This is a genomic window from Pseudomonas sp. NPDC089743 (assembly GCF_044748785.1).
Classification (GTDB): domain Bacteria; phylum Pseudomonadota; class Gammaproteobacteria; order Pseudomonadales; family Pseudomonadaceae; genus Aquipseudomonas; species Aquipseudomonas putida_X.
Genome location: NZ_JBIVGS010000007.1, coordinates 243,837 through 267,995 on the forward strand (window position 1 = coordinate 243,837; position 24,159 = coordinate 267,995).

Genomic DNA, 24,159 nt, shown 5'->3' on the forward strand with positions numbered 1-24,159 from the left:
TCGGCGGCACTGACCCGCGGTCACAATGGCCTGCAGCGCCTTTTCCAAGGCATAAAAAAAACCCGCCTGATGGCGGGTTCTTTTGAAAGCTAGGAAGCTAAATCGACTTAGGCGATTTGAACTTCTTCAGCCTGCATGCCTTTCTGGCCGCGGGTAGCGACGAAAGTAACAGCCTGGCCTTCTTTCAGGGTTTTGAAGCCGTCAGCTTGGATGGCTTTGAAGTGTACGAACAGATCGTCGCCCGACTGAGGGGTGATGAAGCCGTAGCCTTTCTCATCGTTGAACCACTTAACGGTACCGGATTGACGGTTGGACATTTTTCTGTCTCCTTGGACAAAGTAGATAACGGTCAGGAAAAACCCTGGCCGGGACTGAGTGCAAAGAGAGCAGAAAATTCAGCGATGGTGCGATCAGGATCGTGCATCAAACTAGAGATTCTCGGTGTCACGTGCAGCACAGTGGCGTCACCTTAACCCACTTTCCACGACCTGCCAATCTCCAAAACAGCCTTTGATGAAATTCGGATCGGCGGCGGCCGCAAGCCCCGTCTGGCGCGGGATACGGTATGGAACTTTAACCTGAGCGCCGGGACCGGTAATATGCGCTTCTCGTTTTTTCACCTCGCAACTCTCAGGACACCCCCGCCATGAGCATCAAATCGGACAAGTGGATTCGCCGCATGGCGCAGGAACACGGCATGATCGAGCCGTTCGTCGAGCGCCAGGTGCGCGGCGAGCACGACAGCCGGGTGATCTCGTTCGGCGTCTCCAGCTACGGTTACGACGTGCGCTGCGCCGATGAATTCAAGGTGTTCACCAACATCAACTCGGCCACCGTCGACCCGAAAAACTTCGACGCCGGCAGCTTCGTCGACATCAAGAGCGATGTCTGCATCATCCCGCCGAACTCCTTTGCCCTGGCCCGCACCGTCGAATACTTCCGCATTCCGCGCAATGTCCTGACCATCTGTCTGGGCAAGAGCACCTATGCCCGCTGCGGCATCATCGTCAACGTCACCCCGCTCGAGCCAGAGTGGGAAGGCCACGTGACGCTGGAGTTCTCCAACACCACCACCTTGCCGGCCAAGATCTACGCCAACGAAGGCGTGGCGCAGATGCTCTTCCTCGAATCCGACGAAGAATGCGAAGTGTCGTATAAAGACCGTGGTGGCAAGTACCAGGGCCAGCGCGGCGTCACCCTGCCACGCACCTGAGCCGACGAGCGCGGGGAATTAGTTTTCGCTCGGGCACTCCAAGCTAGTGAACAGTGCCGCCATGCATGAAGCGTGGCGGCCCTTGTCAGGAGTTGCCCATGAAACTCGATCCCGCAATCAGTGCGAAGCTGGCTGTCCTGCAGCCCAACCAGATCGGCTTGCTGGCGTGGTCCCTGCTGGCCCACCCGGCTCCCATGCATCTGGGCGGAGTACCAGGTCAGCCCGACCCGGATACCCCGCAACCGGCTCAACCTGGCGACACCCCGCCGATGGAGCCGGGTGAGCCAACCCTGCCCGACGAACCTCCGCCTGCGCCGGTGGCATGAACCCTCGATGACATCACCCTTGCAGGGCCCAGACCTGGTCTGTGCCCGCAAGATAGATACGGCTCTCTTGCCTGGGTTCGACATTCCATCCCCCGGTGAACTCGCCGAACGCCGGTAACAGGCTGACCTGCTGGTCCATCAGGAAGCAGGGCAGCCTGAGCCGCTGGCGAGCGCGGCCGCGCAGGACGAATACCGGGTGCACATGGCCGCACAGCACGGGGTGTTCGGGGTGGGCGACCGGTTCGTGCTGAAGCGCGAACGGTGCCAGCAGCCAAGGTTCTTCTGCTACCTCGATATTCAGGTCGGCTGGAGGATCACCGGCATGGCGGTCGTGGTTACCGCGTACCAGCACGATGCGCAAACCACTGTGCTGTTCTCGCCAAGCCTTCATCTGCGCCATGGTGGCAGGCGCCTGGGCAGTTCGGGCATGCAAGAAGTCGCCAAGAATGATCAACTGCTCGCAGTCACAGGCTGCCAGCAGCGCGTCCAGGCGCTTGAGTGTGGTTTCGGTGGTGCCGCGCGGCACGGGTTGATGCAGCGCGCGGTAGCTGGCGGCTTTGCCGATATGCACGTCCGCGACCAGCAATGCGCGGCGTGCCGGCCAATAGAGCGCGCGGTCTGGCATCAGCCACAGCGTTTGCCCGCAATGCTCGATGGTCAGGTGCTTGCTCATGCTTTCGTGCCTGCGGCTTTTTCGAGGTCCGCCACCATGCGCGCAATGCGATCGGCCAGCTTTTCTGTGCTCAGGGTCTCACGCATACCTTCGACCAGGAGGGTGAAAGCCAAGGGCCCGGGCCGTCGAAGCTCACGCACATCCAGGCGCAGCTTGCTCATTTTCGCCAATTGATCTTGCAAGCGTTCGATCTCCAGTTCCTCACGCAGTACCTCATCGCGCGCCTGGCCAAGCAGCAGGTTATCGGCGTCATGTTTGCGAAATACCTCGTAGAACAGCCCGCTGGAAGCCTGGATCTGCCGGGTGCTTTTCTGCGCGCCAGGGTACCCGCCGAACACCAGCCCGGAGATCTGGGCGATTTCGCGAAAGCGCCGCAAGGCCATTTCACTGGCGTTCAGGCTGGCCAGTACATCGTCCAGCAGGTGCTCGGTGGACAGCGCTGCGGGCAGGTGGCTCGCCCAGTCCACAGGGGCTGGGCTAAGCAGTTCGAAGCCGTAGTCGCTGACGGCAATGGATACCGAAAGCGGCTGGTTGCGGCTGACCCGCCAGGCAATCAGGTTGGCCAGGCCAAGGTTGGCCATGCGGCCGGCGAACGGGTAGACGAACAGGTGCCAGCCTTGGCGTGTGGCAAGGGTTTCGGCCAGCAGCGTTTGCGTGGTGGGCAAGGCCGACCATTGCCCTTGGAGTGCGAGCAAGGGCTGCACGGTGCGCATTTCAGGGTCGTCGAAATGGCCGTGGGCTGCGGCGTCGAGTTTTTCCACCAGGGCATCGGCCAGCTCGCTGGACAGCGGCATGCGCCCGCCATTCCAGCGCGCTACAGCGGCTTTGCGGGCAGTGCTGCGGCGTACATAGGCGGTCATGTTTTCCACCCTGACAAGCTCGAGTATCCGCCCGGCGAACACCAGGGTATCGCCCGGGCGCAGGCGGGCGATAAAGGCTTCCTCGACACTTCCCAGATGCTTGCCACCGCCGCCTTTGCTCCAATACTTGAGCTGCAGGCTGGCGTCGCTGACGATGGTGCCGATGCCCATGCGGTGACGCCGCGCCAGCCGCTCACTGACGACCCGCCAGATACCATCGCTGTGGGCCTCGACGCGCTGGTAATCGGGGTAGGCGCCGAGCGAGCTGCCGCCGTGGCAGACAAAATCCAATGCCCACTGCCACTGGCTGTCGCGTAAATCGCCGAAGGCCCAGGTGCTGCGTACCTCGGTGAGTAGCTCAGCGGGGCGAAAGCCGCAGCCCAGCGCCATGCTGACCAAGTGCTGAACCAGCACATCCATGCACAGCCGCGGGGAGCGTCGGGCCTCGATATGGCCTGCCGCAATTGCACTGCGTGCGGCTGCGGCCTCGACCAGCTCCAGGCTGTGCGTCGGCACCAGGGTGACCCGTGACTGGCGCCCCGGCGCGTGCCCGGAGCGCCCAGCCCGTTGCATCAGGCGGGCGACGCCCTTGGCCGAGCCAATTTGCAACACCCGTTCCACGGGCAAGAAGTCCACACCCAGGTCCAGGCTGGAGGTGCAGATCACGGCCTTGAGCGTGCCCTGCTTGAGGCTCAGTTCCACCCAGTCGCGGGTTGCGCGGGCCAGCGAGGCGTGGTGCAGGGCAATTTGCCCAGCCCAGTCGGGACGGGCGTCAAGCAGGGCCTGGTACCACAGCTCGGCTTGGGCACGGGTGTTGGTGAATACCAGGCTGCTGGCGCTGGTGTCGAGCTCCCGGGCGACCTGAGCGAGCATCTTCAGCCCCATGTGCCCTGCCCAGGGAAAGCGTTCGATGGCCTCGGGCAGGAGTGTGTCGACTACCAGGCGCTTGTCCTGGCGGCCCTTTATCAGCCGGCCACCGTTGGGCACCAGCACCTCGAGTGCATGCGGCAGGTTGCCCAAGGTGGCAGACAGCCCCCAGGTCACCAGTTGCGGTTGCCAGCGACGCAAACGGGCGAGGGCCAATTGCAACTGTACGCCGCGCTTGTTGCCGAGCAGCTCGTGCCATTCATCCACCACGACCATGCGCAGGCTGGCGAAATCATCGCAGGCCTTGGCCCGCGTCAATAGCAGGGTCAGGCTCTCGGGGGTGGTGATCAATGTACTCGGCAGGCGCCGGGCCTGGCGGGCGCGCTCGGCGCTGCCGGTGTCGCCGCTGCGCACGCCGACACTCCAGTTCAGGCCAAGGTCGTCCAGCGGCGCTTGCAAGGCGCGTGCGGTATCGGCCGCCAGCGCGCGCATGGGGGTAATCCACAAGACCTGCAATGGCGCCGGCTGCCGCCCTGCGCCCTGCTTGGCGAAGGCGCGCAGTGCGGCCAGCCACAGGGCGTAGGTCTTGCCGGCGCCGGTACTGGCATGCAGCAGCCCCGACTCGCCACGCTCGACCGCCGCCCAGGTTTGCCGCTGGAAGGCGAAGGGCGTCCAGCTGCGCATGCGAAACCAGGCATTGGCAATGTCAGGAGGGCTTGGCATCGGGCCGTCGGGTCCTTCGAAGGTTGTGCTTCTACTGACCATCGGCCCGGTGGTTTGGTTTTACCGGGTCAGTTGGCCAGCAGGTAACCGCTGCGACACACCTGTTCACCGGCGACATGGGCGATGACCATGCCCGTCGTGGCCATGCGCCGAACGCTGCGGGCATACAGCAGGCCAGGCTGGCGGTTGCGCACGGCCGTCACCCGGTCGCTGAGCGGGTCGATGACCTCCGCGACCAGTTGCCCTGCCTCAAGGTACTGACCGGGGCGGGCGTGGTACACCAGCAGCCCACCGAGCGGGGCCGAGATCGGTTCTACGGCAGCCAGGGGCGTCGCGGCGCGGGGCAGGGGGGGCAAGGGCGCTGCAGGGCTTTCGATGACTTCGGCGTGAATCAGGTAATCGAGGATCGCCTGGCAGTCATGGCTGGCCAGGTCATGGCTGACATCGGCCTGGCCACGCAACTCGACCGTTACCGACACGCTACCCAATGGGATCGGGAAGCGCTTGCCGAAGCGTTGCTGCAACTGCCACCAGACCAGGCTGAAGCATTCGTCGAACGACTGCCCGCCGGAATCGGTGGCCAGCAAGCTGGCCTGGGCACCCAGGTAGCGGGCCAGCGGCTCTACTTGAGGCCAGGCTTCCGGGGTGGTGTAGAGGTGCTCTACCGCCTCGAAGTCGCAGTGCAGGTCCAGGATCAGGTCGGCATCGCAGGCCAGCCGCTGCAGGGTCAGGCGCTGGGACTGCAGCGGTGTGTGTGCCGGATGTGCGTCCAGGCCACGGCGCAGGTACTCGCGAATCAAGGTACGGTTGTGGTCGGCATCCTGGGTCAGGTGGCCCTCTACCTGGTCGCCGATGGCGTCGGAAAGGTCGACGAAGTTGCGGTTGAAGTTCTCGCCGCTCTGTAATTCGAAACGACCCAGTGGTGCGTCCAGCATCACTTGCTCCAGGCCTACCGGGTTGGCCACCGGCACCAGGACGATTTCGCGGCGCAGGCGCCCTTGCTGCTCCAGTTCGGCCAGGCGACGCTTGAGGTGCCAGGCCACCAGCATGCCGGGTAACTCATCGGCATGCAGCGAGGCCTGTATGTACACCTTGGCGCCACCGCGGGGGCCGAAGTGGAAGCTGTGGAGTTGGCGAATGATGCCCGGTACGGGCGAGAGCAGGTCGTGTGTCGAATGGTGCATGGTGGTCCTGGCTGCGTGGCGAAAACGGTCTGCGACACGGGTCGGCACAAAGATAGAAGCATAATTTTAGCCAGTATGCTTCACCGTGTTGGCTTCTTCAGGCCAGCAGCGCTTGCAGGGTCGCCAGGTCATCGGCCTCCTCCACAGGTTTATCCAGGCGCCAGCGCAGCATGCGCGGAAAACGCACGGCTATCCCGCTCTTGTGCCGTTTAGACAGGGCGATGCCTTCGAACCCCAGTTCGAACACCAGCGTTGGCTTGACGCTGCGCACCGGCCCGAAGGTCTCCACCGTGGTCTTGCGAATGATTGCATCGACCTTGCGCATTTCTTCATCGCTCAGGCCCGAATAGGCCTTGGCAAAAGGTACCAGGGCACGCTCAGGGTCGCCGGGTGGTGCGTTCCACACCGCGAAGGTGTAGTCACTGTAAAGGCTGGCGCGTCGGCCGTGGCCGCGCTGGGCATAGATCAGCACGGCATCCACGCTGAGCGGGTCGATCTTCCACTTCCACCACACCCCCATATCCTTGGTCCGGCCCACCCCGTACAGCGCATCGCGCTGCTTGAGCATCAGGCCCTCGACGCCCAGGCTGCGCGATCGTTCGCGCTGGATGGCAAGCGCGTGCCAGTCCGCCCCTTCGAGCAGAGGCGAAAGCAGTACCGGGGCCAAGGGGTAGGCGTCGACCAGACGCTGCAATTGCTGGCGGCGCTCATGTTGGGGGCGGTTTCGCCAGTCTTCGCCTTGCCACTCCAGCAAATCGTAGGCTTGCAGTACCACCGGAGCATCGGCGAGCAGCTTCTTGCCCAGCGTCTTGCGGCCAATGCGCTGCTGCAGCAGTGCAAACGGTTGCACGGCCAGTGCCTGGTCGCCGCTGGCATCAGGCTTCCAGACCAGGATCTCACCGTCGAGCACAACGCCGTCGGGAAGGTTCTGCGCCAGGCTGTGCAGCTCCGGGAAGCGCTCGGTGACCAGTTCTTCGCCGCGTGACCACACCCAGACATGGCCGTCGCGCTTGACCACTTGGGCGCGGATGCCATCCCACTTCCATTCGATCTGCCAGGCGCTGGGCGGGCCGAGCAGGGCGTCGAACTGTCCGATCGGGGCCTGCAGGGCATGGGCCAGGAAGAACGGGTAAGGTTGGCCACCCCGTTGGCTATGTTCATCGGCCGATTCAGCAGCGACCAGCGTGTGGTAACTGTTGGCTGTGGGGCGATGGCTGATGTCGGTATAGCCGACCAGGCGCTGCGCTATGCGTTTGGCATCCAGCCCGGCCAGTTGCGCCAGTGCCCGGGTGACCAGCAGCTTGGACACGCCCACGCGAAAGCTGCCGGTGATCAGCTTCAGGCACAGCATCAGGCTGGGGCGATCCAACTGTGCCCACAGTGGCGGTAGGCGCTGTTGGACCTCTTCGGCGGGCAGCCCACGCAATGGCAGCAGATGGGCTTCGACCCAGTAGGCCAGCCCGCTGTCGCTACCTTGCTGGTTTTCAGGCAGCAACAAAGAGATGGTCTCCGCCAGGTCGCCCACGGCCTGGTAGCTTTCTTCGAATAACCAGCCCGGCAGCCCGGCCAATGCCGTTGCCAGTTCGCGCAGCACCCGGGTGGGGACCAACTGCCGTGGCCGGCCACCGGAAAGAAAATACACAGCCCAGGCGGCATCCTCGGCGGGCGCTGCGGCAAAGTACTCGCGCAATGCTTGCAGCTTGGCATTGCTGGAGGTCGTGGCATCCAGGCGCAGGTACAGCTGGGCAAAGGCCTTCATGCCTCGGCTTCCGTGGCTGGCGTGTCATCCTCTTCACCGTACTCGGTAACGAACGCTCGCGCGTCCAGGCCCCGCTCACTGAGGTAGCGCACCAGCACGTTGACCGAACCATGGGTGACCATGACGCGCTCGGCCCCTGTCTGTTCGATGGCCCATAGCAGCCCCGGCCAGTCTGCATGGTCGGAAAGTACGAAACCGCGGTCTACGCCGCGCCGGCGTCGCGTGCCGCGCAGCAGCATCCAGCCACTGGCGAAGGCGTCGCTGTAATCACCGAAGCGACGCATCCAGCTGCTGCCGGCAGCAGAAGGGGGCGCCAAGACGATGGCCTGGCGCATGAGCGGGTCATTACGGGGAACATCACCGGCATAGAGGGTTTGTGGCAGATGTACACCGCCCTCTCGGTATACCTGGTTCAGTGGCTCTACTGCGCCGTGTACCAGGATCGGCCCGATGCTCGGATCCAGGCCATGCAGTATTCGCTGGGCCTTGCCGAAGGCATAGCAGAACAACACGCTGGCCTTGCCTTGGTCGCGATTGGCCCGCCACCATTCATTCACCCCCGCAAATACCTCGGCCTGGCTGGGCCAGCGGTAGATGGGCAGGCCGAAGGTCGACTCGGTGATGAAGGTGTGGCAGCGCACCGGCTCGAACGGCGCACAGGTAGCATCCGGCTCGACCTTGTAGTCCCCGGAGGCAACCCAGACTTCGCCGTCATGTTCCAGGCGTACCTGTGCCGAGCCCAGCACGTGCCCGGCAGGGTGCAAGCTCAGGGTGACGCCGTGGTGGCGGATGCGCTCGCCGTAGGGCAGGGCCTGCAGGTCGATATCCTGGCCCAGGCGGCTGCGCAGGATGCCGGCCCCAGGGGCGGCGGTCAGGTAATGTGTATTGCCACGACGGGCATGATCGCCATGGCCGTGGGTGATGATGGCGCGCTCCACCGGCCGCCAAGGGTCGATGTAGAAATCACCGGGTGGGCAGTACAGGCCTTCGGGGCGGGCGATGACGAGGTCCATGGCGATGCCTGGCAAGAGGGCTTACAGGCTCAGAGCATCAGCGGGACGTGGAAGTTCGCGTGGTGTTGGTAGCCAACCCTGCAGCGCAGGGCTGGCTGTGGGGCTATTCAGCGCAGCGCCATTTTCCAGGCCGCGCCTTTGGTCTGCGCCACGCTGATTTTTTCGGCGTGGGCAATGTTCTTGATGAAGCCACCCTGCACCAGCCTTGGGGAGGTATGGAAGTATTCCCAAGTGGTGGTGCCGTCCTGGCTCTGCAGGTCTTGGCTGTCGTAAGAGATTTCAAGGGTAACTGGCGACGTGGTCGCTGGCGTCGAGAACTCGCCGTCGATCATGCTGTAGCCTGCTTGCTCGTTGCCGGCCCACAGCTGAAGATCAATGGTGCTGCCCTCCGGTACGGCCAGCGATGCAGGCCAGGACACTTCGATCGTCAGGGTTTCTTTGCTCATGCTGAACATCCTTCTTTGATGGGTTGACCGCACTCGCGGTGTGAACGAGCGCGGCAAGAAGGGATGCTAAGCAGCGAGGCGGCAGGGATGCAGATGGAAACCGGACCTATCGTCCGGGTACCAGGGTCAGCCGCTGGTTGCCATAGGCCCGGGCAAAATGCTGCGGCTGGAGTGGCAGGCTCATGAACCGGCCCTTGAACCAGGCATCGAGCCCGTCGCTGTAGTGGGCGCTGGCCGGGTTACCGGATTGCCCAGTACTGGTCAGTACCTGTAGGGGTTCTGCCTGGCCGAAGTCGACGATCATGCGCGCCGAGGCCGGCAGGTGCGTGTCGAAATCGCTGCCCCACGCATAGGGCGTCAGGGCCACGGTGCTGAAGTCACCGCCGGCCGCCTGGGGCGAGCGGCTCAGCGCATCGCCCAGGCCGTGGTACGCAGGGGCAGGCCAACGGTATTGGTGCAATTTGCCCCATTGCCAGGCGCGGCGGTCGGCACCCAGCTGGGCATTGCCGGCATCCACGGCAGCGGCCAGGCTGCGGGCCAAAATGGCCGGTTTGTCTTCTTTTTGCGCCGTGCTGCGATCATCCCAGAACGGGCTGTCTTCGCGGCCAAGCAGGTGGTCGGCCTGGGCCGAGTAGGACAGGCGCGCATTGCTGACGAACGCCTGCCAGGCAGTGCTGGATTGCGGACCGAGGTCGTCGAGGAAGGTCTGGCGCGCCACTTCCTGGAGGAACAGTTCATACAGCGCGGCATCCGCTGAGACCGGGCTCAGGCGACCATCGAACGCTTTGAGGCGGGCCAGCGCGTCGCGGGCCTTGTCGCGCTGGGCGGCAGGCAGGGCGTCGATCGCTTGCTTGAGCGGTTGGGCCATGCCTGGGGCGTCGAACATCTGCTTGAGCTTGTCGGCCAGCAGCGTCTGCTGGTCGTTCTGCAGGGCCATCAGGCTACGGCTGTCGTGACGGCCATTGCCGGCCAGCTCGCCAAGGCGCTCGGCGCGTTCGGGGTAATACCAGGTGTTGGACAACTGCATGCCGTAGCCGCGCGGCAAGCTGCGCTGGTTGGCATGGGCGATCCAGCCGCTCGGTGGGTCCTGGTCGTAGGGGTGCAGCATCGGGTCGGCGTAACCGTCCCAGTCGTAGCGACCCTCCCATCCCGGGGATGGCAGCAGGCCCTGGCCCTCACGGCGGTTCGGGTAGCGGCCGCTGACCTGCCAGCCAATATGCTCAGGTTCGGCGAACACGAAGTTGAGCGCCACCGCCGCGACCTCGCGGGTGCTGTCGAACGCGCGTTCCACGGTTTGCGCTCGGGTCAGGTCGAACAACGCATCCAGGCTGCGATCACCCTTGGGCTGCGGCAAGTTCAGGGCCAGACCTAGGCTGGGGCTGCCGGGCTGGGCGAGCAGGGTGCCATGACGGGTGTCGTACATCACTTCGCGCAGCGGGCGTTGGCCGCGGATGAAGAAGGTTTCGCTGCGTGCGCGTGCGGGCAGCCACTTGCCGTCGGCCAAGTAGCTGACCTGGGTGCCCTGATGGCGCAGCCGCTCCAGGTACAGGTCCTGGTTGTCGGCCATTACCGCGCTGCTGCTCCAGGCCAGCTTGCCGTTGTAGCCGGCCAGGACGATGGGCAGGCCCGGCAGCGACAGGCCTGCAACCTGGTACTTGCCGGTGTGGATCTGCACCGGGCTCAGGGCCCAGGCGGCGCGGCTGTCGCTTGCCAACAGGCTTTTGCCGCTGCGGCTGCGTTGCGGGCCCAAGGCCAGGTTGGCCGACCCCGGGCTGCCGAGCAGGTCGAGGTCGGCGAGCTTCTGGCTGGCGGCTGCGAGCGCAGCCAGGCCCGGTAGTTGGCTGCTCAGGTTCAGCCCCTTCAGCTTTTCCACTTCAGCGTCAGCCAGGGGTTCGTCTGGCGCGCCAGGCAGTAGCCAGGGCAGCTTATCGCTGCCGACCTTCTGCGCCAGGGTCAGGGCACTGAGTTCTTCCTGCAGGTTCACTGACTGGCTGAAGGCATACAGGCTGAAGACCAGCGCCGAATCCTCGGGCTTCCAGTATTCGGGGCGGTAGCCGCTGCTGGCGAGGTTGGCCGGTAATTTGTCACGGTAGCGGAACAGATAGGCATTGACCCCGCGGGCGTAGACTTCGAAGAAGCGCTTGAGCCGGGGCGAAGCATCGGCGTATAGCTCGGCGGCGTTGTGCTTGAGGTTGGCAGCGCGCATCAGGCGGTCGATGTCCAGCGCCTCGCTTCCGGCCAGTTCCGCCAGGCGGCCCTGGGCCAGCAGGCGCATGGCGAGCATTTGCTCGATACGGTCGCCGGCGTGCACATAGCCGAGGCTGAACAGGGCGTCATGGAAGCTGCTGCTTTCGATCAGCGGTGCGCCCATGGCGTTACGGCGTACCGAAACATTCTGCGCCAGGCCTTTGAGCGGCTGCACGCCGGTGGTCGGTGGCACACTGTCCTGATAGCCGCCCAACTGGCAACCGGCAAGCGCGAGCATGCCGAGCAGCGTGGCAGCGGCGGCGAACCGTGGGCGGAAGGGCGGAAGGACGGGGGCGGCCATGACAAAGGCTCCTGCAAGGCGTGGCGGGGGTCGAATGGCGCTAAGGTAGTGAGCGCGCAGGCGCCGTGCAAGGTGCGGGGACGCTTTATTTACCAGCGGTCGGTCGCTTCAAGCTGCACCAGGTGCGGGCCTGCTTTTTCCAGCAGCTTGAAGCTTGCCGCTTAGCGCTTGATCAGGCCCCGTGGCACTTCTTGAATTTCTTCTCGCTGCCGCACGGGCATGGATCGTTGCGGCCGACGTCTTTCAGAGCATTGCGAACCGGCTCCTGATGGCCGTGATTGCAATGCGGGCCGTGCACATGGCCATGGTCGTGATCATGGTGATGATCGTGTCCGTGGTTGCAGTCGGGGCCATGAACATGGGGTTGTTGGGTCATTGCAGGGTTACTCCGGTATGAAATCACTGGGGATTATCTCACCACTGCGCGATAAGTGCAGGTCCCGGTGGATGATCAGCCCGGTCTCGAGGTCGCCTTGCAAGCGGTAGTGCAGCGGTTGTTCGCTCTTGAGCAGCTTGGCCAGCGGCTTGAGGTGGCGCCACAGGTTGGTCCGCGCGGTGATCTTGAAGGTGCGCCGGGCATGCCCGCCGACACTGCGCCAGATACTGGCCTGATCCTCTACCAGCATCAGATCGTTGAGCCAGACCGAATACGCCAGGTTGCGGATGAACAGGCGGCTGTCATTGGGGTTGTCGATACGCAGGTGCAAGACGAACTCCTGCTCCAGCAAGCGCGCCTTGACTGTCTCGACCTTGACCAGGTGCACCTGCGGGTCGCGCCAGTCATCGTCGCCCCATATCGCGCAACCTGCCAGCAACGTCAGCGCAGCGCTGAGCAGGAACAGGCGGGCCAAGGCCATCACCCTCAGTTACCCACGTAACCGGCGCAGCACTTCTTGAATTTCTGACCGCTGTTACAGGGGCAGGGGTCATTGCGGCCAGCCTTGAGCGTTACGCTCGGGTCGATGAAGTACCAGCGCCCGTCATGCTGCACGAAGGCGGAGCGCTCGCGGTGCTGGTGATCACCCTCCAGATCGTGCCAGCGCGCAGTGAACGTGACAAAAGCATGTTCGGGCTGGCCACCGAGCACCTCGGCGTTCTCCACTTCAAGGCCAAGCCAGGTGCTCTGTGCGCTCCAGGCCGCTATCGCGCTGCGATCCAGACCGCTTCGCTGGGCTGGCAAGGTGGTGGCTACCAGGTAATCGATCAGGCCGAGCACGTAGGCGCTGTAGCGCGAGCGCATCAGTGCCTGGGCATCCGGCGCCGGGGTGCCGGCATGGTAGTGCCCGCAGCAGGCGTCCAGCAGGTTACCGCTGCCACAGGGGCAAACCGAGACACTCATTCATCACCACCAGTACTTGCCGAAGTTTTCAGGGTTGGCCCAGAACCTGGCGTTGAGCCAGTCGGGGACCTGTTTGTAGTCATGTAGATCATAGGTGAACAAGCTCAAGACCTGCTCGTCGCGGCGGAATTTCTCGCTGGCCGACAGGGCCAAGGCAAAAAAATCGGTTTCCTGCCAGCCACAGGCGCGCAGGTCGGCCAGCACCGCGACGCGGCTGGCGTTGAGGTTGCGGATGCCGCCCAACAACTCCAGGCCAGTGCGTTTGGGCAAGTGCTCCAGGCAGTCCACCAGTAATGCCAGGTCGAAGCGTTGTGCGGCAACAGGCGCTGCAAGCGCGCCTGGCTGGCAGGTCTCGATCGTCACCTGCGGGTGTGCCTGGGCAAAGGCCTCCAAGGCAGGAAAGCGCGTGCCTACCAGCAGCAGACGTTGCGGGGTGAAGCGCTCCAGCAGGGCCGCCAAGGCTTGCTGGGGTGTACGTTGGGAAAAACCGTCGGTCATTGCCAATCCTCGTTCAGGTCTTCCAAGACTAACGGGCTGTCGGCCGTGGGCAAAGCGCCGTATGACCGTGTCGTGGCTTATTGCTGGCAGGGATCAGATGTGCGGTCTTTACTCCCATGGATCGGCCTTATGCCGATTCCCCTAGGAGAAGCTACGAAATGAGCATAGTACGCACAGCGATACCCCTGGTACTGCTCACCAGTGTGTTGACTGGTTGTGCAGGTTTGCAAAAAACCGACTGGCCGAAGTGTGCTGCCGTCGGGGGCGTGGGCGGTGCTGCCCTGGGTGCCATCGAAAGCTCCAGCTGGGCTGGCTGGGGTGCATTGTTGGGCGGCGGCCTGGCAGCTGGCTATTGCTGGGCCAAGGGCGATGGCGACGAGGATGGCGATGGTGTGCCGGACAGCCGTGACAAGTGCCCTGGCACACCTCGTGGTGTGCAGGTCGATGCCAATGGCTGCCCGCCCGAGCCGGCGCCCGTGGTCGAAGAAGTCGTGGTGCAGAAAGAGGAAGTCATCGTCATCCGTGACGTGCACTTCGAGTTCGACTCTGCGCGCCTGACCGCAGCCGACAAGGAGCGCCTGAACACCATTGCCACGCGCCTCAAGCAGGAAGCACCGAGCGCTCGACTGAGCGTCACCGGTCATACCGACAGCGTTGGCTCCGACAGTTACAACCAGAACCTGTCCGAGCGCCGTGCCCACTCGGTGACCGATTACCTGGTCGAGAGCGGGGTGCCACGCGCCAGCTTCGTGTCCGTGGTCGGTGCCGGCGAAACCCAGCCTGTAGCGGACAACGCCACAGCCGATGGGCGTTCGATGAACCGTCGCACCGAGATCAGGATCGAGCGCTGACGGCGTGCGCCTGCGCCTTGAGAAGTGGCGCGGGCGCGTCTTTACTCCTGTAGGCCGGTTGCGGCCAACGACACAGGAGCATTGATCATGAGTGTCATGTCAAAGGCGGCGCTGCCGTTGCTGGTGGTTTCCAGCCTGCTGGCAGGCTGCGCCACCCACAGTGACGGCAGTGCGCCCCTCAATCAACGGACCTGGCCCATCTGCAGCCTGCTCGGTGGGCTGGCGGGCGGCGGCCTGGGCGCTATAGAAAGCTCGAGCTGGGCTGCAGGCGGTGGCGCCCTGGGTGTGATCGCCGGCGGCCTGATCTGTTACGCCCAGGATGGGGATGAAGATGAAGATGGCGTGTTCGATCGCCGTGACCGTTGCCCCGACACGCCTGCCGGCACCGCCGTCGACCATATGGGCTGCCCGCTGCCGCAGTATCCGCCCAGCCAACCTGCGCCCGAACCGCAGCCCGAGGTGATCTCCCTCGACGACCAGGGCCAGGTGATGTTCGCGTTCGACTCTGCCGACTTGACGGCGGGCAGCCAGCAACGGCTGCAAAGCCTGTTACCCAGGCTCAATGAGCTGGGGGTATCGCGGATCAAGGTGGTCGGCCATACCGACAATGTCGGGTCCGACAGTTACAACCAGGCCCTCTCCGAGCGGCGTGCCGCCAGCGTCGCACAGTACCTGATCAGCCAGGGCCTGGCCCCGCAGAAGGTGACCAGTGAGGGGCGTGGGGCGAGCGAGCCGGTGGCAGAAAACGACACCGAAGAAGGCCGTGCGCACAACCGGCGGGTGGACCTGCACCTTAACTGAGCAGCGATGGGAGCAGCAGATGAAATTCATTCTGGGCCTGGGTAAGACCCTTACCATCGCTTTCTGGGGCGTGGTGATGTTCAACCTGATGCTGCCGCAGCCGCTGCCGTTCAACCTGTTGATCACTGCTGCGGGCATTGCTTTGCTGGGCCTGCACTTTCTGGAAGTGCTGTTCTTCAACGGCAGCTTGCGTGGGCGCAGCCACCGCTGGTTCGATCGTTTGCAGATACTGCTGACGGGCATTTTCCATGTGATGTCCATACCGCGGCCGGCAGAACTGCTACGCCGGTAACCGCGAACTGGCTACCGCCACCACCGCCAACCCCAGCAGGAGGTTGGCCCCCACCAGGCGCCGGATCCGGCCTAGCGCCGCAGCGCCTGCGGCCCAGTCTTCGGCTTGCACCGCAGCCTTGAGTTCAGGCAGCAACAGTGCCTGGATCCGCATGAACAGCGCGAACATGGCGATCCCGCCCCCCATCATCACCTGCACATACCTGGGGGCTGTCTCGAAGCCGTTGAAGCGCAGGTGCAACATGCCGACACCGCTTATCGCCAGAATGGCGATCGCCAGCCAGACCCATCTGAAGAAACGTCGGAAAACGTCCACCCAGAGCCGAAGCCGGGCAGGCCCCTCAAGGGCTGCAACCGTGGCAGGGCGCAGCACCAGCCAGGCGAAGAACATGCCGCCGACCCACACAAGGGCGGCCAGGACATGCAGTGTGTAGGGGAGGGCAAAGGCAAGCATCCGGATCTCCATGCGGCACAATGGGCAATAGCGGGGTATGATAGCCGCCCCATGCGAAACACTGAAAATATATCCAGCCCTTCGGGCGCCTGCAGACCATGATCAGCAACGAACTCAAAGCCACCATTCAGGGCGCCTACTCGCGTTTTCTCGAAGCCAAGAGCCTCAAGCCGCGTTATGGCCAGCGCCTGATGATCGCCGAAGTGGCCAAGGTCCTGGGCGACATTGCCTGCGACGACGAAGGCCGCCGCGCGGGCGAGCCTGCCGTGGTCGCGGTGGAGGCGGGCACCGGTACCGGCAAGACGGTCGCCTACAGCCTGGCCGCAATCCCGGCCGCCAAGGCGGCTGGCAAGCGCCTGGTGATCGCCACCGCGACCGTGGCCCTGCAGGAACAGATCGTCTTCAAGGACCTGCCCGACCTCATGCGCAGCAGCGGTCTGAACTTCAGCTTCGCCCTGGCCAAGGGCCGCGGCCGCTACCTGTGCCTGTCCAAGCTCGACATCCTGCTGCAGGAGGGCCACGCGCAATCGGCCACTGCACAGCTGTTCGAGGAAGAGGGCTTTCATATCGAGGTCGACGAGCGCAGCCAGAAGCTGTTCAACAGCATGATCGAGAAGCTCGCCGGCAATCGTTGGGACGGCGACCGTGACAGCTGGCCCGAAGCCCTGGAAGACCAGGACTGGGCGCGGCTGACCACCGACCACAGCCAATGTACCGGCCGCCACTGCCCGAACTTCCAGCAGTGCGTGTTCTACAAGGCCCGCGAAGGCATGGGTAAGGTCGACGTGATCGTCACCAACCACGACATGGTCCTGGCCGACCTGGCCCTGGGCGGCGGCGCGGTGCTGCCTGACCCGCGCGACACCCTGTACGTGTTCGACGAAGGCCACCACCTGCCCGACAAGGCCATCGGCCATTTCGCCCACTTTTCGCGTTTGCGTTCCACTGCCGACTGGCTGGAGCAGACTGCCAAGAACCTGACCAAGCTGCTGGCCCAGCACCCTTTGCCGGGCGATCTGGGTAAGCTGATCGAGCAGGTGCCGGAGCTGGCGCGGGAAATCCGCACCCAGCAACAGTTCATGTTCACCTTGTGCGAGCAAGTCGCCGACTTCCGCCCCAGCGAAGACGTGGAGGGGCGAGAGCGCCCGCGCTATCGCTTCGAAGGCGGCGTGGTGCCCGAGCAGATTCGCGAAGTCGGCATCGAGCTGAAAAAGGGCTTCGCCCGCCTCAACGATCTGTTCACCCGCCTGGCCGACCTGCTCAAGGAAGGCATGGACGGCGAGGTCAACATCGGTATCGCCAGCCACCAGGCTGAAGAGTGGTATCCCTTGTTCGGCAGCCTGGTCACCCGCGCCCAGGGCAACTGGGAGCTGTGGACCGCCTTCACGGCCGAGGACCCAGAGGACAGCCCGCCCATGGCCCGCTGGTTGACCCTGGCCGAAAGCGGGGCGCTGTTCGACATCGAGGTCAACGCCAGCCCCATTCTGGCAGCCGAAATGCTGCGGCGTAGCCTGTGGAGCGTTGCCCATGGCGCGCTGGTCACCTCGGCGACGCTGACCGCGCTGGGCAAGTTCGACCGTTTCCGCATGCGCTCGGGCCTGCCGCGCGATGCGGTGACCTGCGTGGTGCCCAGCCCGTTCGTGCATGGCGATGCCGGCCTGCTGCGGGTGCCCGACCTCAAGGCCGACCCGCGTGATGCCGCGGCGCATACCGCTGCGATCATCCGCGAGCTGCCGAACATCGTCGAAGATGCCCGCGGTGCGCTGGTGCTGTTTTCCTCGCGCAAGCAGATGCAGGAAGTGTTCGACGGCCTGGACCGCGACTGGCGCAAGCTGGTGCTGATCCAGGGCAACCTGTCCAAGCAAGAGACCCTGAACAAGCACAAGGCGCGGGTCGATGATGGCCAGCACAGTGTGTTGTTCGGTCTGGCCAGCTTCGCCGAGGGCGTCGACCTGCCGGGTGCCTATTGCGAGCATGTAGTGATCGCCAAGATCCCCTTCGCCGTGCCTGACGATCCGGTCGAGGCGGCACTGGCCGAGTGGATCGAGGCCCGCGGTGGCAACCCCTTCATGGAAATTGCCGTGCCCGATGCATCGTTGAAGCTGATCCAGGCCTGTGGTCGCCTGCTACGTACCGAACAGGACCGGGGCGTGATTACCTTGCTTGACCGGCGTTTGGTCACCCAACGCTACGGCAAGGCTATTCTCAATGCGCTACCGCCCTTCCGGCGGGAGATTTCCTGAAGGCCGGAGCATGATGTGCCGGCCCGTTGTCCACCACGCTGTCGGGGGCCCATGAGGGCCTCACAGGAGAGCCTGAGCCCTATGATCCGCCGCACCTTGCCTGCTGTTCTCACCTTGTTGTTCAGCGCATCTGCACTGGCGGGGCAGCAGACGCTGTTCAGCTTCGTGCGCCCGGCCTCGGTCGTCAATGTGGTGACCGAAGGGGCCGGGATGCCGCAGTACAACGCAGAACAGACCGCAGAAGGCGAGGTGTTGCGGCGGGTGGTGTTCAACCCGGTTGAACGGCCTACCCTGCGCCTGAGCCCACAGAGTGGCGCATGGGATTGGTCGGCTGGGCAGTTTCTGACCTTGCGCCTGCAAAGTGCCATGGATTGGGCGCTGACCGTCGATGTCACGGTGCTGGGCAGCGACGGGCGTACTCTGACCAGCCGTATCGACCTGCCGGCAGGGCCTGCGCAGACGGTCATGGTGCCGCTCAAGGCCAGTTCCCCCCTTAGCCAGGGCATGCGCGCCGGCCCACCGATGCCCTGGAACCATGAGGGGCAACGGTTGCTGCTGACCAGCAGCGCCGGTGAGGTCGATCTCAAGCAGGTGGTTTCCGTCAGCTTGAGCATTCCCGGCCCCAAGGTTGCGCAGAACCTGCTGATCGAGAAGGTCGGTATCCAGGACGATGACCTTGCCTACCAGGCCGCCTACCACGCGCTGATCGACGCTTACGGCCAGTCCACCCGCAGCCGCTGGCCCGAAAAGGTGGTCAACGATGACCAACTGAAGGCTGCCGACAGCCGCGAGCAGCAACAGCTCAAGGCCTGGCTGGCCGAGCATCACAAGCAACAACTGGACATCTACGGTGGCCTGCTGGCGGGGCCGGCGTTCGAGGCCAAGGGTTTCTTCCGTACCGAAAAGCGTGACGGCCGCTGGCACCTGGTAACCCCCGATGGCCATCCCTTCTACTCGCTGGGGGTCAATGCCGTGGCTGCCGATGGCGGGCGTACCTATGTCGCAGGGCGCGAAGGCATGTTCGAGGCGTTACCGGGCGAAGGTGACGCACTCGGCGCCTTTTATGGCGAGAGCAACAACGATGATGGCAATGCCTCGTCGCAGGGGCGCAACTTCAAGAAAGGGCGTTGGTTCGACTTCTATGCGGCCAACATTTACCGCGCCCATGGCAAGCCTTGCCCGCCGGAGGGCGAATCGCAACCTGCCGCGTCCTGCCCGCCGCCTGCGCTGGACAGCGCTCGTTGGCAGGCGCATACGCTCGACCGGTTGCAGGCCTGGGGCTTCAACACCCTGGGCAACTGGAGCGACCCCGAGCTCGGCCAGGCCAAGCGCATGCCTTATACACTGCCGCTGTCGATCGTCGGTGACTATGCCAGCATCAGCACAGGCATGGACTGGTGGGGGCGCATGCCCGACCCGTTCGATCCGCGTTTCGCCATGGCCACCGAGCGTGCTGTGGCCATCGCCGCACGGGACCACCGGGATGACCCCTGGCTGATCGGTTACTTCGCCGACAACGAGCTGGCCTGGGCTGCGCCTGGCAACGACCCGAAGGCCCGTTACGGCCTCGCCTATGGCACCCTGCGTCTGACAACCGATGTGCCGGCCAAGCGTGCTTTTCTCAAGCAGCTGCGTGACAAGTACCGTAACCAGCAGGGGCTGTCCAAGGCCTGGGGCATCGACCTGCAAGCCTGGGAGTTGATGGAAGACCCGGGCTTCGAGGCGCCGCTGCCCAACCCCGAGCACCCTGAGATCGAACGCGATTACCAGCACTTTCAGCAGGTGTTCGCTGAAACCTATTTCAAGACCATCGCCGATTCGCTGAACTGGCATGCGCCCAACCACCTTCTGCTGGGCGGGCGCTTTGCCGTCAGCACACCCGAAGCGGTCAAGGCCTGCGCCGAGTTCTGCGACGTGCTGAGCTTCAACTTCTATACCCTCAAACCCGACGACGGCTACGACTTCGCCCGCCTGGCCGAGCTGGACAAGCCCGTGCTGGTGTCCGAATTCCAGTTCGGTTCGCGTGACCGTGGGCCTTTCTGGCCAGGGCCGGTGGAAGTGGCACGTGAAGAGGAGCGGGGGCCGGCCTACGGCAACTTCCTCAAGGCGGCATTGGCGCAGCCGATGATCGTCGGTGCCCACTGGTTCCAATACCTCGACCAGCCCGCCAGCGGGCGCTTGCTCGATGGCGAAAACGGGCACCTTGGCTTGGTGGCGATCACCGATATGCCGTATCCGGCTTTTGTCGAGGCGGTGCGCAAGAGTAACCGGCAGGCCGTTGGTCAGTTGAGCAGCCTGTTGCACAAAGAGGGCTCTACCTCGGGCGCGGCAACCGAAGAGGCGCCCTGAAAAGGGCGCTTTTCTGCGTGATCAACCCGCCTTGACCAGTAGGCAAAACCGCCAACTACTGAAACAATGCCCCCTTTTTCGGCAAGGTCGAACGGAGAACGAGCGGGTGCAGATCCAGGGTCACTATGAGCTGAAGTTCGAGGCAGTGCGCGAAGCGTTCGCGGCATTGTTCGATGATCCTCAGGAGCGCGGCGCCGCGCTGTGCATTCAAGTCGGTGGCGAGACGGTAATCGACCTTTGGGCGGGCAGTGCCGACAAAGACGGCCAGCAGGCCTGGCACAGCGATACCCTCGCCAATCTGTTCTCCTGCACCAAGACGTTCACTGCCGTCACGGCGCTGCAGCTGGTCGGTGAGGGCAAGCTGGCGCTGGATGCGCCGGTGGCGCGCTATTGGCCAGCGTTTGCCCAGGCAGGCAAGGAGAGCGTCACCCTGCGCCAACTGCTCAGCCACAGGGCGGGTTTGCCCGCCATCCGCGAGCTGCTGCCAGCAGAGGCCCTGTATGACTGGCAAACCATGGTCGATGCGCTGGCCGCCGAGACGCCTTGGTGGGCGCCGGGTACCGCGCATGGCTATGCCGCCATCACCTACGGCTGGCTGATCGGCGAGTTGATCCGCCGCGCCGATGGCCGTGGCCCAGGGGAGTCGATCGTGGCGCGTACCGCACGGCCGCTGGGGCTCGACTTCCACGTAGGCCTGGCGGACGATGAATTCCATCGTGTGGCGCATATTGCGCGCGGCAAGGGCAACGCCGGCGATGCCGCCGCCCAGCGCCTGCTGCAGGTGACCATGCGTGAGCCCGAGGCGTTGTCTACCCGTGCGTTCACCAACCCGCCGGCCATCCTCACCAGTACCAACAAGCCTGAGTGGCGCCGCATGCAGCAACCGGCGGCCAATGGCCACGGCAATGCCCGTAGCCTGGCGGGTTTCTACGCCGGCCTGCTCGACGGCAGCCTGCTCGAGTCCGAGCTGCTCGATGAACTGACGCGTGAACACAGCATCGGCGAGGATCGCACCCTGCTGACCAAGACCCGCTTCGGCCTCGGCTGCATGCTGGACCAGCCCACCGTGGCCAACGCCACTTTCGGCCTGGGCGCGCGGGCCTTTGGCCATCCCGGCGCAGGGGGTTCGGTGGGTTTTGCCGACCCCGAGCACGACGTTGCTTTCGGTTTCGTGGTCAATACCCTCGGCCCTTACGTGCTCATGGATCCCAGGGCCCAGCAACTGGTGCGTGTCCTTGGCACTTGCCTTTGATCGGGTAACGCGGGTATTGCGCAATCCCTTTGACTATCCTCAATGCCAACGCCTCGAGTGTGTGGGCAAAATTTCTTTCTATTTCATGGTGTATCGCTGATGTCTTCACATAAAACCTTAGCTCTCGCCCTGTGCCTGACCGCCATGACCGGCTGCGCCAGCCATTCCCAGGATGCCTCCAAGGGCGGCCTCAGCAACTGGTGGCCATTCGGTTCGGACGAGGTTGCCGAGCAGGAAGTGAAGCAGGCCGTTACCGAAAAAGTCGCCAAGGCCGATGCCAAGTCCGAGAGCGCCAGCCGCTGGTGGTGGCCATTTGGCGGTGACGACAAGCAGGCCAAGGGCCCGGCTGTGCCAAAAATTGACGAAAAGGCCACTCAGGCCTGGCTCGATCAGTACGAGCCAAAGCTGCGTGAAGCGATCAAGGACAGCAAGCTGGAGTTGGAGCGCCGCGAGAATGTGCTGGTGGTGACCCTCCCGGCTGACAGCTCCTACAACCCGGATCGTCCGAACATGCTGCTGCCCATGAGCCTGGGCCCGATTACCCGTGTGGCCAAGGCTGTCGAGGGCGATCCCAAGACTGCCGTGCTGGTGCTTGGCCACGCCGACACCAGCGGTGCTGCGGCTACCAACCAGAAGCTCAGCCTGGAGCGCGCCGCTTCGGTGTCGGCGATTTTCCGCTTGAGCGGTTTGAACCGTGACCGCCTGTCCCTCAAGGGCATGGGTTCGGAAATGCCGCGGGCAGCGAACGACAGCGTTGAAGGCCGTGCCCTGAACCGCCGCGTGGAGATGATGCTGACCCCGCAGAACACCATGCTTGCCTTGATGGCCAAGTATCAGCGGCCAGCGCCGGCACCGAGCACGATGGTAGCTGTCCAGGACACCAAGGCACCCGCCACCAAGCCAGCCGAGACCAAGCCAGCCGCCAAGGCAGCGGCCAAACCTGCTGCGAAGAAGCCTATAGCCAAAGCCAAGGCATCGACCAAAACCGCCGCTAAAAAGAAAGCTGCGCCGGCCAAGCCCGCGGCCAAGAAAGCTACCGCCGAGAAAAAAGTAGCCGCCAATAGCCCTGCGAAGACCAACTGATCGTCAAGGAAACGCAGCCATGACCCAATCCCTGGCCGATATGCGCCGCGACTACACCCGTGATGGCCTGGCTGAAGCCCAGGCGCCGGGCGAGCCGTTCGCTTTGTTCCACCAGTGGTTCGCCGATGCGGTGAAGACCGAGCAGCCACCGGTGGAGGCCAACGCCATGACGCTCGCCACGGTCGACGGTGATGGCCGTCCCCATTGCCGTGTATTGCTGCTCAAGGGGCTCGATGACCGCGGCTTCACCTTCTTTACCAACTACTACAGCGCCAAGGGCCAGCAACTGCTGGCCAACCCCTACGCTGCCATGACCTTTTTCTGGCCGGCGCTGGAGCGTCAGGTGCGCATCGAAGGGCGTGTGGAAAAGGTTACGCCCCAAGAGTCGGATGACTACTACCAGGTCCGTCCGCTGGGTAGCCGCCTTGGCGCATGGGCTTCACCACAAAGCCGGGTGATCGCCAGCCGCGAGGCGCTAGAAGGGCTGGTGAAGGCCACTGAAGCCCGGTTCTGCAACACCCAGCCACACTGCCCCGAGCATTGGGGAGGCTACCGCGTGCTGCCGGAGCGCATCGAGTTCTGGCAGGGACGGGCGAGCCGGCTGCATGATCGGCTGAACTATCGATGGGTCGATGGCCAGTGGCTGCGCGAGCGCCTGGCGCCGTAGGGTGCGGGGGGCTGCTTGGCAGCCCCTGCATGCCGTTAGCACTTCAATGCAGTAAACCCTGACTATCTTCTGTCTAGATGTCCAGGCCCGGCTCGGAGGCTGTACCGTAGCTGAACGGAAATATTTTTTATGGCTTTGCTATCGTGACAGCCGTCGAAGTGCAGCGTCTAATGGACACCTGACTTATGGAGACTTTACCCATGCGTAAATCCGCTTTGCTGGTGGCGACGTTCACCACCCTGTCGTTGCTGTTGGGCGGCTGTGCTTCCAGCCTGACCGGCGACAGCTACTCCCGTGATGAGGCCCGTCGCGTGCAGACCGTGCGCATGGGGACCATCGAGTCCCTGCGTCCGGTCAAGATCGAAGGCACCAAAACCCCTATCGGCGGCGGTGCAGGCGCAATCGTCGGTGGTGTTGCCGGCAGTGCCATTGGTGGTGGCCGTGGCAGCATCGTTGCTGCGGTAATCGGCGCCGTGGCGGGTGGCCTGGCGGGTTCCGCTGCCGAAGAAGGCATCACCCGCACCCAAGGTGTCGAAATCACCGTGCGTGAGGACGATGGCAGCATGCGCGCCTACGTGCAGGCCGTGCAGGAGAACGAAATCTTCCGCGTCGGTGAGCGTGTGCGCATCATGACAGTCGACGGTACCAGCCGCGTTACGCACTGATTGCGGCAAAAACAAAACCCCGAACTGGCCAGGCCCGTTCGGGGTTTTTTATGT

General features: G+C 64.0%; 24 protein-coding genes. 11 read left to right on the forward strand and 13 right to left on the reverse strand.

Annotated elements, in window-relative coordinates; genetic code table 11:
* Nucleotides 1–107: 107 nt before the first annotated feature.
* Nucleotides 108–317: a cold-shock protein gene (locus tag ACIPZC_RS15335; RefSeq protein WP_016488765.1), complete on the reverse strand. Its 210-nt coding sequence runs from the start codon at nucleotides 315–317 to the stop codon at nucleotides 108–110.
* Nucleotides 318–646: 329 nt separating this feature from the next.
* Between ACIPZC_RS15335 and dcd the strand changes: the two genes are divergently transcribed.
* Complete coding sequence (gene dcd, locus ACIPZC_RS15340) at nucleotides 647–1,213, forward strand: dCTP deaminase (protein WP_145187793.1); 567 nt, start codon at nucleotides 647–649, stop codon at nucleotides 1,211–1,213.
* A 98-nt stretch (nucleotides 1,214–1,311) separates the two neighbouring features.
* On the forward strand, nucleotides 1,312–1,539 hold the full coding sequence (locus tag ACIPZC_RS15345; RefSeq protein ID WP_012313047.1) for a hypothetical protein: 228 nt from the start codon (nucleotides 1,312–1,314) through the stop codon (nucleotides 1,537–1,539).
* Nucleotides 1,540–1,552: 13 nt separating this feature from the next.
* Here ACIPZC_RS15345 and pdeM read toward each other — a convergent pair whose 3' ends face one another.
* The 11 genes from pdeM to ACIPZC_RS15400 form a co-directional block, all read right to left on the reverse strand.
* A complete protein-coding gene (pdeM, locus tag ACIPZC_RS15350; RefSeq protein ID WP_400627827.1) occupies nucleotides 1,553–2,212 on the reverse strand; it encodes a ligase-associated DNA damage response endonuclease PdeM in 660 nt (219 codons plus the stop codon).
* Entirely contained in the window at nucleotides 2,209–4,662 is a 2,454-nt protein-coding gene (locus ACIPZC_RS15355) for a ligase-associated DNA damage response DEXH box helicase (protein WP_400627829.1), read from the reverse strand. The genes pdeM and ACIPZC_RS15355 overlap by 4 nt, the downstream gene beginning before the upstream one ends.
* 68 nt (nucleotides 4,663–4,730) lie before the next feature.
* The gene (locus ACIPZC_RS15360; protein WP_241804888.1) at nucleotides 4,731–5,846 is read right to left on the reverse strand and encodes a succinylglutamate desuccinylase/aspartoacylase family protein; all 1,116 of its coding nucleotides are present in this window, start codon (nucleotides 5,844–5,846) and stop codon (nucleotides 4,731–4,733) included.
* A 97-nt stretch (nucleotides 5,847–5,943) separates the two neighbouring features.
* A complete protein-coding gene (locus ACIPZC_RS15365; protein WP_400627831.1) occupies nucleotides 5,944–7,605 on the reverse strand; it encodes an ATP-dependent DNA ligase in 1,662 nt (553 codons plus the stop codon).
* Nucleotides 7,602–8,618: a ligase-associated DNA damage response exonuclease gene (locus ACIPZC_RS15370; protein WP_241804890.1), complete on the reverse strand. Its 1,017-nt coding sequence runs from the start codon at nucleotides 8,616–8,618 to the stop codon at nucleotides 7,602–7,604. The genes ACIPZC_RS15365 and ACIPZC_RS15370 overlap by 4 nt, the downstream gene beginning before the upstream one ends.
* Before the next feature lie 107 nt (nucleotides 8,619–8,725).
* On the reverse strand, nucleotides 8,726–9,064 hold the full coding sequence (locus tag ACIPZC_RS15375; protein ID WP_400627834.1) for a hypothetical protein: 339 nt from the start codon (nucleotides 9,062–9,064) through the stop codon (nucleotides 8,726–8,728).
* Nucleotides 9,065–9,170: 106 nt separating this feature from the next.
* A complete protein-coding gene (locus tag ACIPZC_RS15380) occupies nucleotides 9,171–11,612 on the reverse strand; it encodes a penicillin acylase family protein (RefSeq protein WP_400627836.1) in 2,442 nt (813 codons plus the stop codon).
* A 172-nt stretch (nucleotides 11,613–11,784) separates the two neighbouring features.
* Nucleotides 11,785–11,988 carry an SEC-C metal-binding domain-containing protein gene (locus ACIPZC_RS15385; protein ID WP_012313055.1) on the reverse strand — a complete coding sequence of 68 codons (204 nt, stop codon included), beginning with the start codon at nucleotides 11,986–11,988 and terminating at the stop codon, nucleotides 11,785–11,787.
* A gap of 7 nt (nucleotides 11,989–11,995) precedes the next feature.
* Nucleotides 11,996–12,472, reverse strand: coding sequence for an LEA type 2 family protein (locus ACIPZC_RS15390; protein ID WP_400627838.1), 477 nt, complete (start codon nucleotides 12,470–12,472; stop codon nucleotides 11,996–11,998).
* Between the two features lie 2 nt (nucleotides 12,473–12,474).
* On the reverse strand, nucleotides 12,475–12,951 hold the full coding sequence (locus ACIPZC_RS15395; RefSeq protein WP_400627840.1) for a YchJ family protein: 477 nt from the start codon (nucleotides 12,949–12,951) through the stop codon (nucleotides 12,475–12,477).
* Nucleotides 12,952–12,954: 3 nt separating this feature from the next.
* Complete coding sequence (locus ACIPZC_RS15400) at nucleotides 12,955–13,449, reverse strand: DUF6231 family protein (RefSeq protein ID WP_241804895.1); 495 nt, start codon at nucleotides 13,447–13,449, stop codon at nucleotides 12,955–12,957.
* Between the two features lie 158 nt (nucleotides 13,450–13,607).
* On the opposite strand from ACIPZC_RS15400, the gene ACIPZC_RS15405 reads away from it, so the two are divergent.
* The 3 genes from ACIPZC_RS15405 (at nucleotide 13,608) to ACIPZC_RS15415 (ending at nucleotide 15,393) form a co-directional block, all read left to right on the forward strand.
* Nucleotides 13,608–14,300: an OmpA family protein gene (locus tag ACIPZC_RS15405; protein ID WP_241804896.1), complete on the forward strand. Its 693-nt coding sequence runs from the start codon at nucleotides 13,608–13,610 to the stop codon at nucleotides 14,298–14,300.
* 87 nt (nucleotides 14,301–14,387) lie between these two features.
* Nucleotides 14,388–15,101: an OmpA family protein gene (locus tag ACIPZC_RS15410; protein WP_400627842.1), complete on the forward strand. Its 714-nt coding sequence runs from the start codon at nucleotides 14,388–14,390 to the stop codon at nucleotides 15,099–15,101.
* A 19-nt stretch (nucleotides 15,102–15,120) separates the two neighbouring features.
* Nucleotides 15,121–15,393, forward strand: a complete 273-nt coding sequence (locus ACIPZC_RS15415) for a DUF1145 domain-containing protein (protein WP_400627844.1) — start codon at nucleotides 15,121–15,123, stop codon at nucleotides 15,391–15,393.
* On the opposite strand, the gene ACIPZC_RS15420 is transcribed toward ACIPZC_RS15415, so the two are convergent.
* Entirely contained in the window at nucleotides 15,382–15,846 is a 465-nt protein-coding gene (locus tag ACIPZC_RS15420; RefSeq protein ID WP_241804899.1) for a CopD family protein, read from the reverse strand. The two genes, ACIPZC_RS15415 and ACIPZC_RS15420, sit on opposite strands and share 12 nt — an antisense overlap.
* Nucleotides 15,847–15,944: 98 nt before the next feature.
* Here ACIPZC_RS15420 and dinG point away from each other — a divergent pair, with 98 nt between their 5' ends.
* The 6 genes from dinG to ACIPZC_RS15450 all read left to right on the forward strand — a co-directional run bounded on the left by dinG (nucleotide 15,945) and on the right by ACIPZC_RS15450 (nucleotide 24,105).
* Nucleotides 15,945–18,089 (forward strand): ATP-dependent DNA helicase DinG, encoded by a 2,145-nt coding sequence (dinG, locus tag ACIPZC_RS15425; protein WP_400627847.1) that lies wholly within the window; start codon nucleotides 15,945–15,947, stop codon nucleotides 18,087–18,089.
* A gap of 81 nt (nucleotides 18,090–18,170) precedes the next feature.
* Nucleotides 18,171–20,438 (forward strand): beta-galactosidase, encoded by a 2,268-nt coding sequence (locus ACIPZC_RS15430; RefSeq protein ID WP_400627849.1) that lies wholly within the window; start codon nucleotides 18,171–18,173, stop codon nucleotides 20,436–20,438.
* A 106-nt stretch (nucleotides 20,439–20,544) separates the two neighbouring features.
* A complete protein-coding gene (locus tag ACIPZC_RS15435; protein ID WP_241804902.1) occupies nucleotides 20,545–21,690 on the forward strand; it encodes a serine hydrolase domain-containing protein in 1,146 nt (381 codons plus the stop codon).
* Between the two features lie 99 nt (nucleotides 21,691–21,789).
* Entirely contained in the window at nucleotides 21,790–22,773 is a 984-nt protein-coding gene (locus ACIPZC_RS15440) for an OmpA family protein (protein WP_400627851.1), read from the forward strand.
* A gap of 19 nt (nucleotides 22,774–22,792) precedes the next feature.
* Entirely contained in the window at nucleotides 22,793–23,440 is a 648-nt protein-coding gene (gene pdxH / locus ACIPZC_RS15445; protein ID WP_400627853.1) for a pyridoxamine 5'-phosphate oxidase, read from the forward strand.
* Between the two features lie 200 nt (nucleotides 23,441–23,640).
* Nucleotides 23,641–24,105 carry a glycine zipper 2TM domain-containing protein gene (locus tag ACIPZC_RS15450; protein ID WP_241804905.1) on the forward strand — a complete coding sequence of 155 codons (465 nt, stop codon included), beginning with the start codon at nucleotides 23,641–23,643 and terminating at the stop codon, nucleotides 24,103–24,105.
* Nucleotides 24,106–24,159: the final 54 nt, after the last annotated feature.

Excerpts from the sequence above, each read along its gene's own strand:
- ACIPZC_RS15335 (WP_016488765.1), bottom strand. The coding sequence starts at position 317 with ATGTCCAACCGTCAATCCGGTACCGTTAAGTGGTTCAACGATGAGAAA.
- ACIPZC_RS15430 (WP_400627849.1), top strand. The coding sequence starts at position 18,171 with ATGATCCGCCGCACCTTGCCTGCTGTTCTCACCTTGTTGTTCAGCGCA.
- ACIPZC_RS15355 (WP_400627829.1), bottom strand. The coding sequence starts at position 4,662 with ATGCCAAGCCCTCCTGACATTGCCAATGCCTGGTTTCGCATGCGCAGC.
- ACIPZC_RS15365 (WP_400627831.1), bottom strand. The coding sequence starts at position 7,605 with ATGAAGGCCTTTGCCCAGCTGTACCTGCGCCTGGATGCCACGACCTCC.
- pdeM (WP_400627827.1), bottom strand. The coding sequence starts at position 2,212 with ATGAGCAAGCACCTGACCATCGAGCATTGCGGGCAAACGCTGTGGCTG.
- ACIPZC_RS15415 (WP_400627844.1), top strand. The coding sequence starts at position 15,121 with ATGAAATTCATTCTGGGCCTGGGTAAGACCCTTACCATCGCTTTCTGG.
- ACIPZC_RS15345 (WP_012313047.1), top strand. The coding sequence starts at position 1,312 with ATGAAACTCGATCCCGCAATCAGTGCGAAGCTGGCTGTCCTGCAGCCC.
- ACIPZC_RS15405 (WP_241804896.1), top strand. The coding sequence starts at position 13,608 with ATGAGCATAGTACGCACAGCGATACCCCTGGTACTGCTCACCAGTGTG.
- dinG (WP_400627847.1), top strand. The coding sequence starts at position 15,945 with ATGATCAGCAACGAACTCAAAGCCACCATTCAGGGCGCCTACTCGCGT.
- ACIPZC_RS15420 (WP_241804899.1), bottom strand. The coding sequence starts at position 15,846 with ATGCTTGCCTTTGCCCTCCCCTACACACTGCATGTCCTGGCCGCCCTT.
- ACIPZC_RS15450 (WP_241804905.1), top strand. The coding sequence starts at position 23,641 with ATGCGTAAATCCGCTTTGCTGGTGGCGACGTTCACCACCCTGTCGTTG.
- ACIPZC_RS15385 (WP_012313055.1), bottom strand. The coding sequence starts at position 11,988 with ATGACCCAACAACCCCATGTTCATGGCCCCGACTGCAACCACGGACAC.
- ACIPZC_RS15400 (WP_241804895.1), bottom strand. The coding sequence starts at position 13,449 with ATGACCGACGGTTTTTCCCAACGTACACCCCAGCAAGCCTTGGCGGCC.
- ACIPZC_RS15395 (WP_400627840.1), bottom strand. The coding sequence starts at position 12,951 with ATGAGTGTCTCGGTTTGCCCCTGTGGCAGCGGTAACCTGCTGGACGCC.
- ACIPZC_RS15360 (WP_241804888.1), bottom strand. The coding sequence starts at position 5,846 with ATGCACCATTCGACACACGACCTGCTCTCGCCCGTACCGGGCATCATT.
- ACIPZC_RS15410 (WP_400627842.1), top strand. The coding sequence starts at position 14,388 with ATGAGTGTCATGTCAAAGGCGGCGCTGCCGTTGCTGGTGGTTTCCAGC.
- ACIPZC_RS15375 (WP_400627834.1), bottom strand. The coding sequence starts at position 9,064 with ATGAGCAAAGAAACCCTGACGATCGAAGTGTCCTGGCCTGCATCGCTG.
- ACIPZC_RS15380 (WP_400627836.1), bottom strand. The coding sequence starts at position 11,612 with ATGGCCGCCCCCGTCCTTCCGCCCTTCCGCCCACGGTTCGCCGCCGCT.
- dcd (WP_145187793.1), top strand. The coding sequence starts at position 647 with ATGAGCATCAAATCGGACAAGTGGATTCGCCGCATGGCGCAGGAACAC.
- pdxH (WP_400627853.1), top strand. The coding sequence starts at position 22,793 with ATGACCCAATCCCTGGCCGATATGCGCCGCGACTACACCCGTGATGGC.
- ACIPZC_RS15440 (WP_400627851.1), top strand. The coding sequence starts at position 21,790 with ATGTCTTCACATAAAACCTTAGCTCTCGCCCTGTGCCTGACCGCCATG.
- ACIPZC_RS15370 (WP_241804890.1), bottom strand. The coding sequence starts at position 8,618 with ATGGACCTCGTCATCGCCCGCCCCGAAGGCCTGTACTGCCCACCCGGT.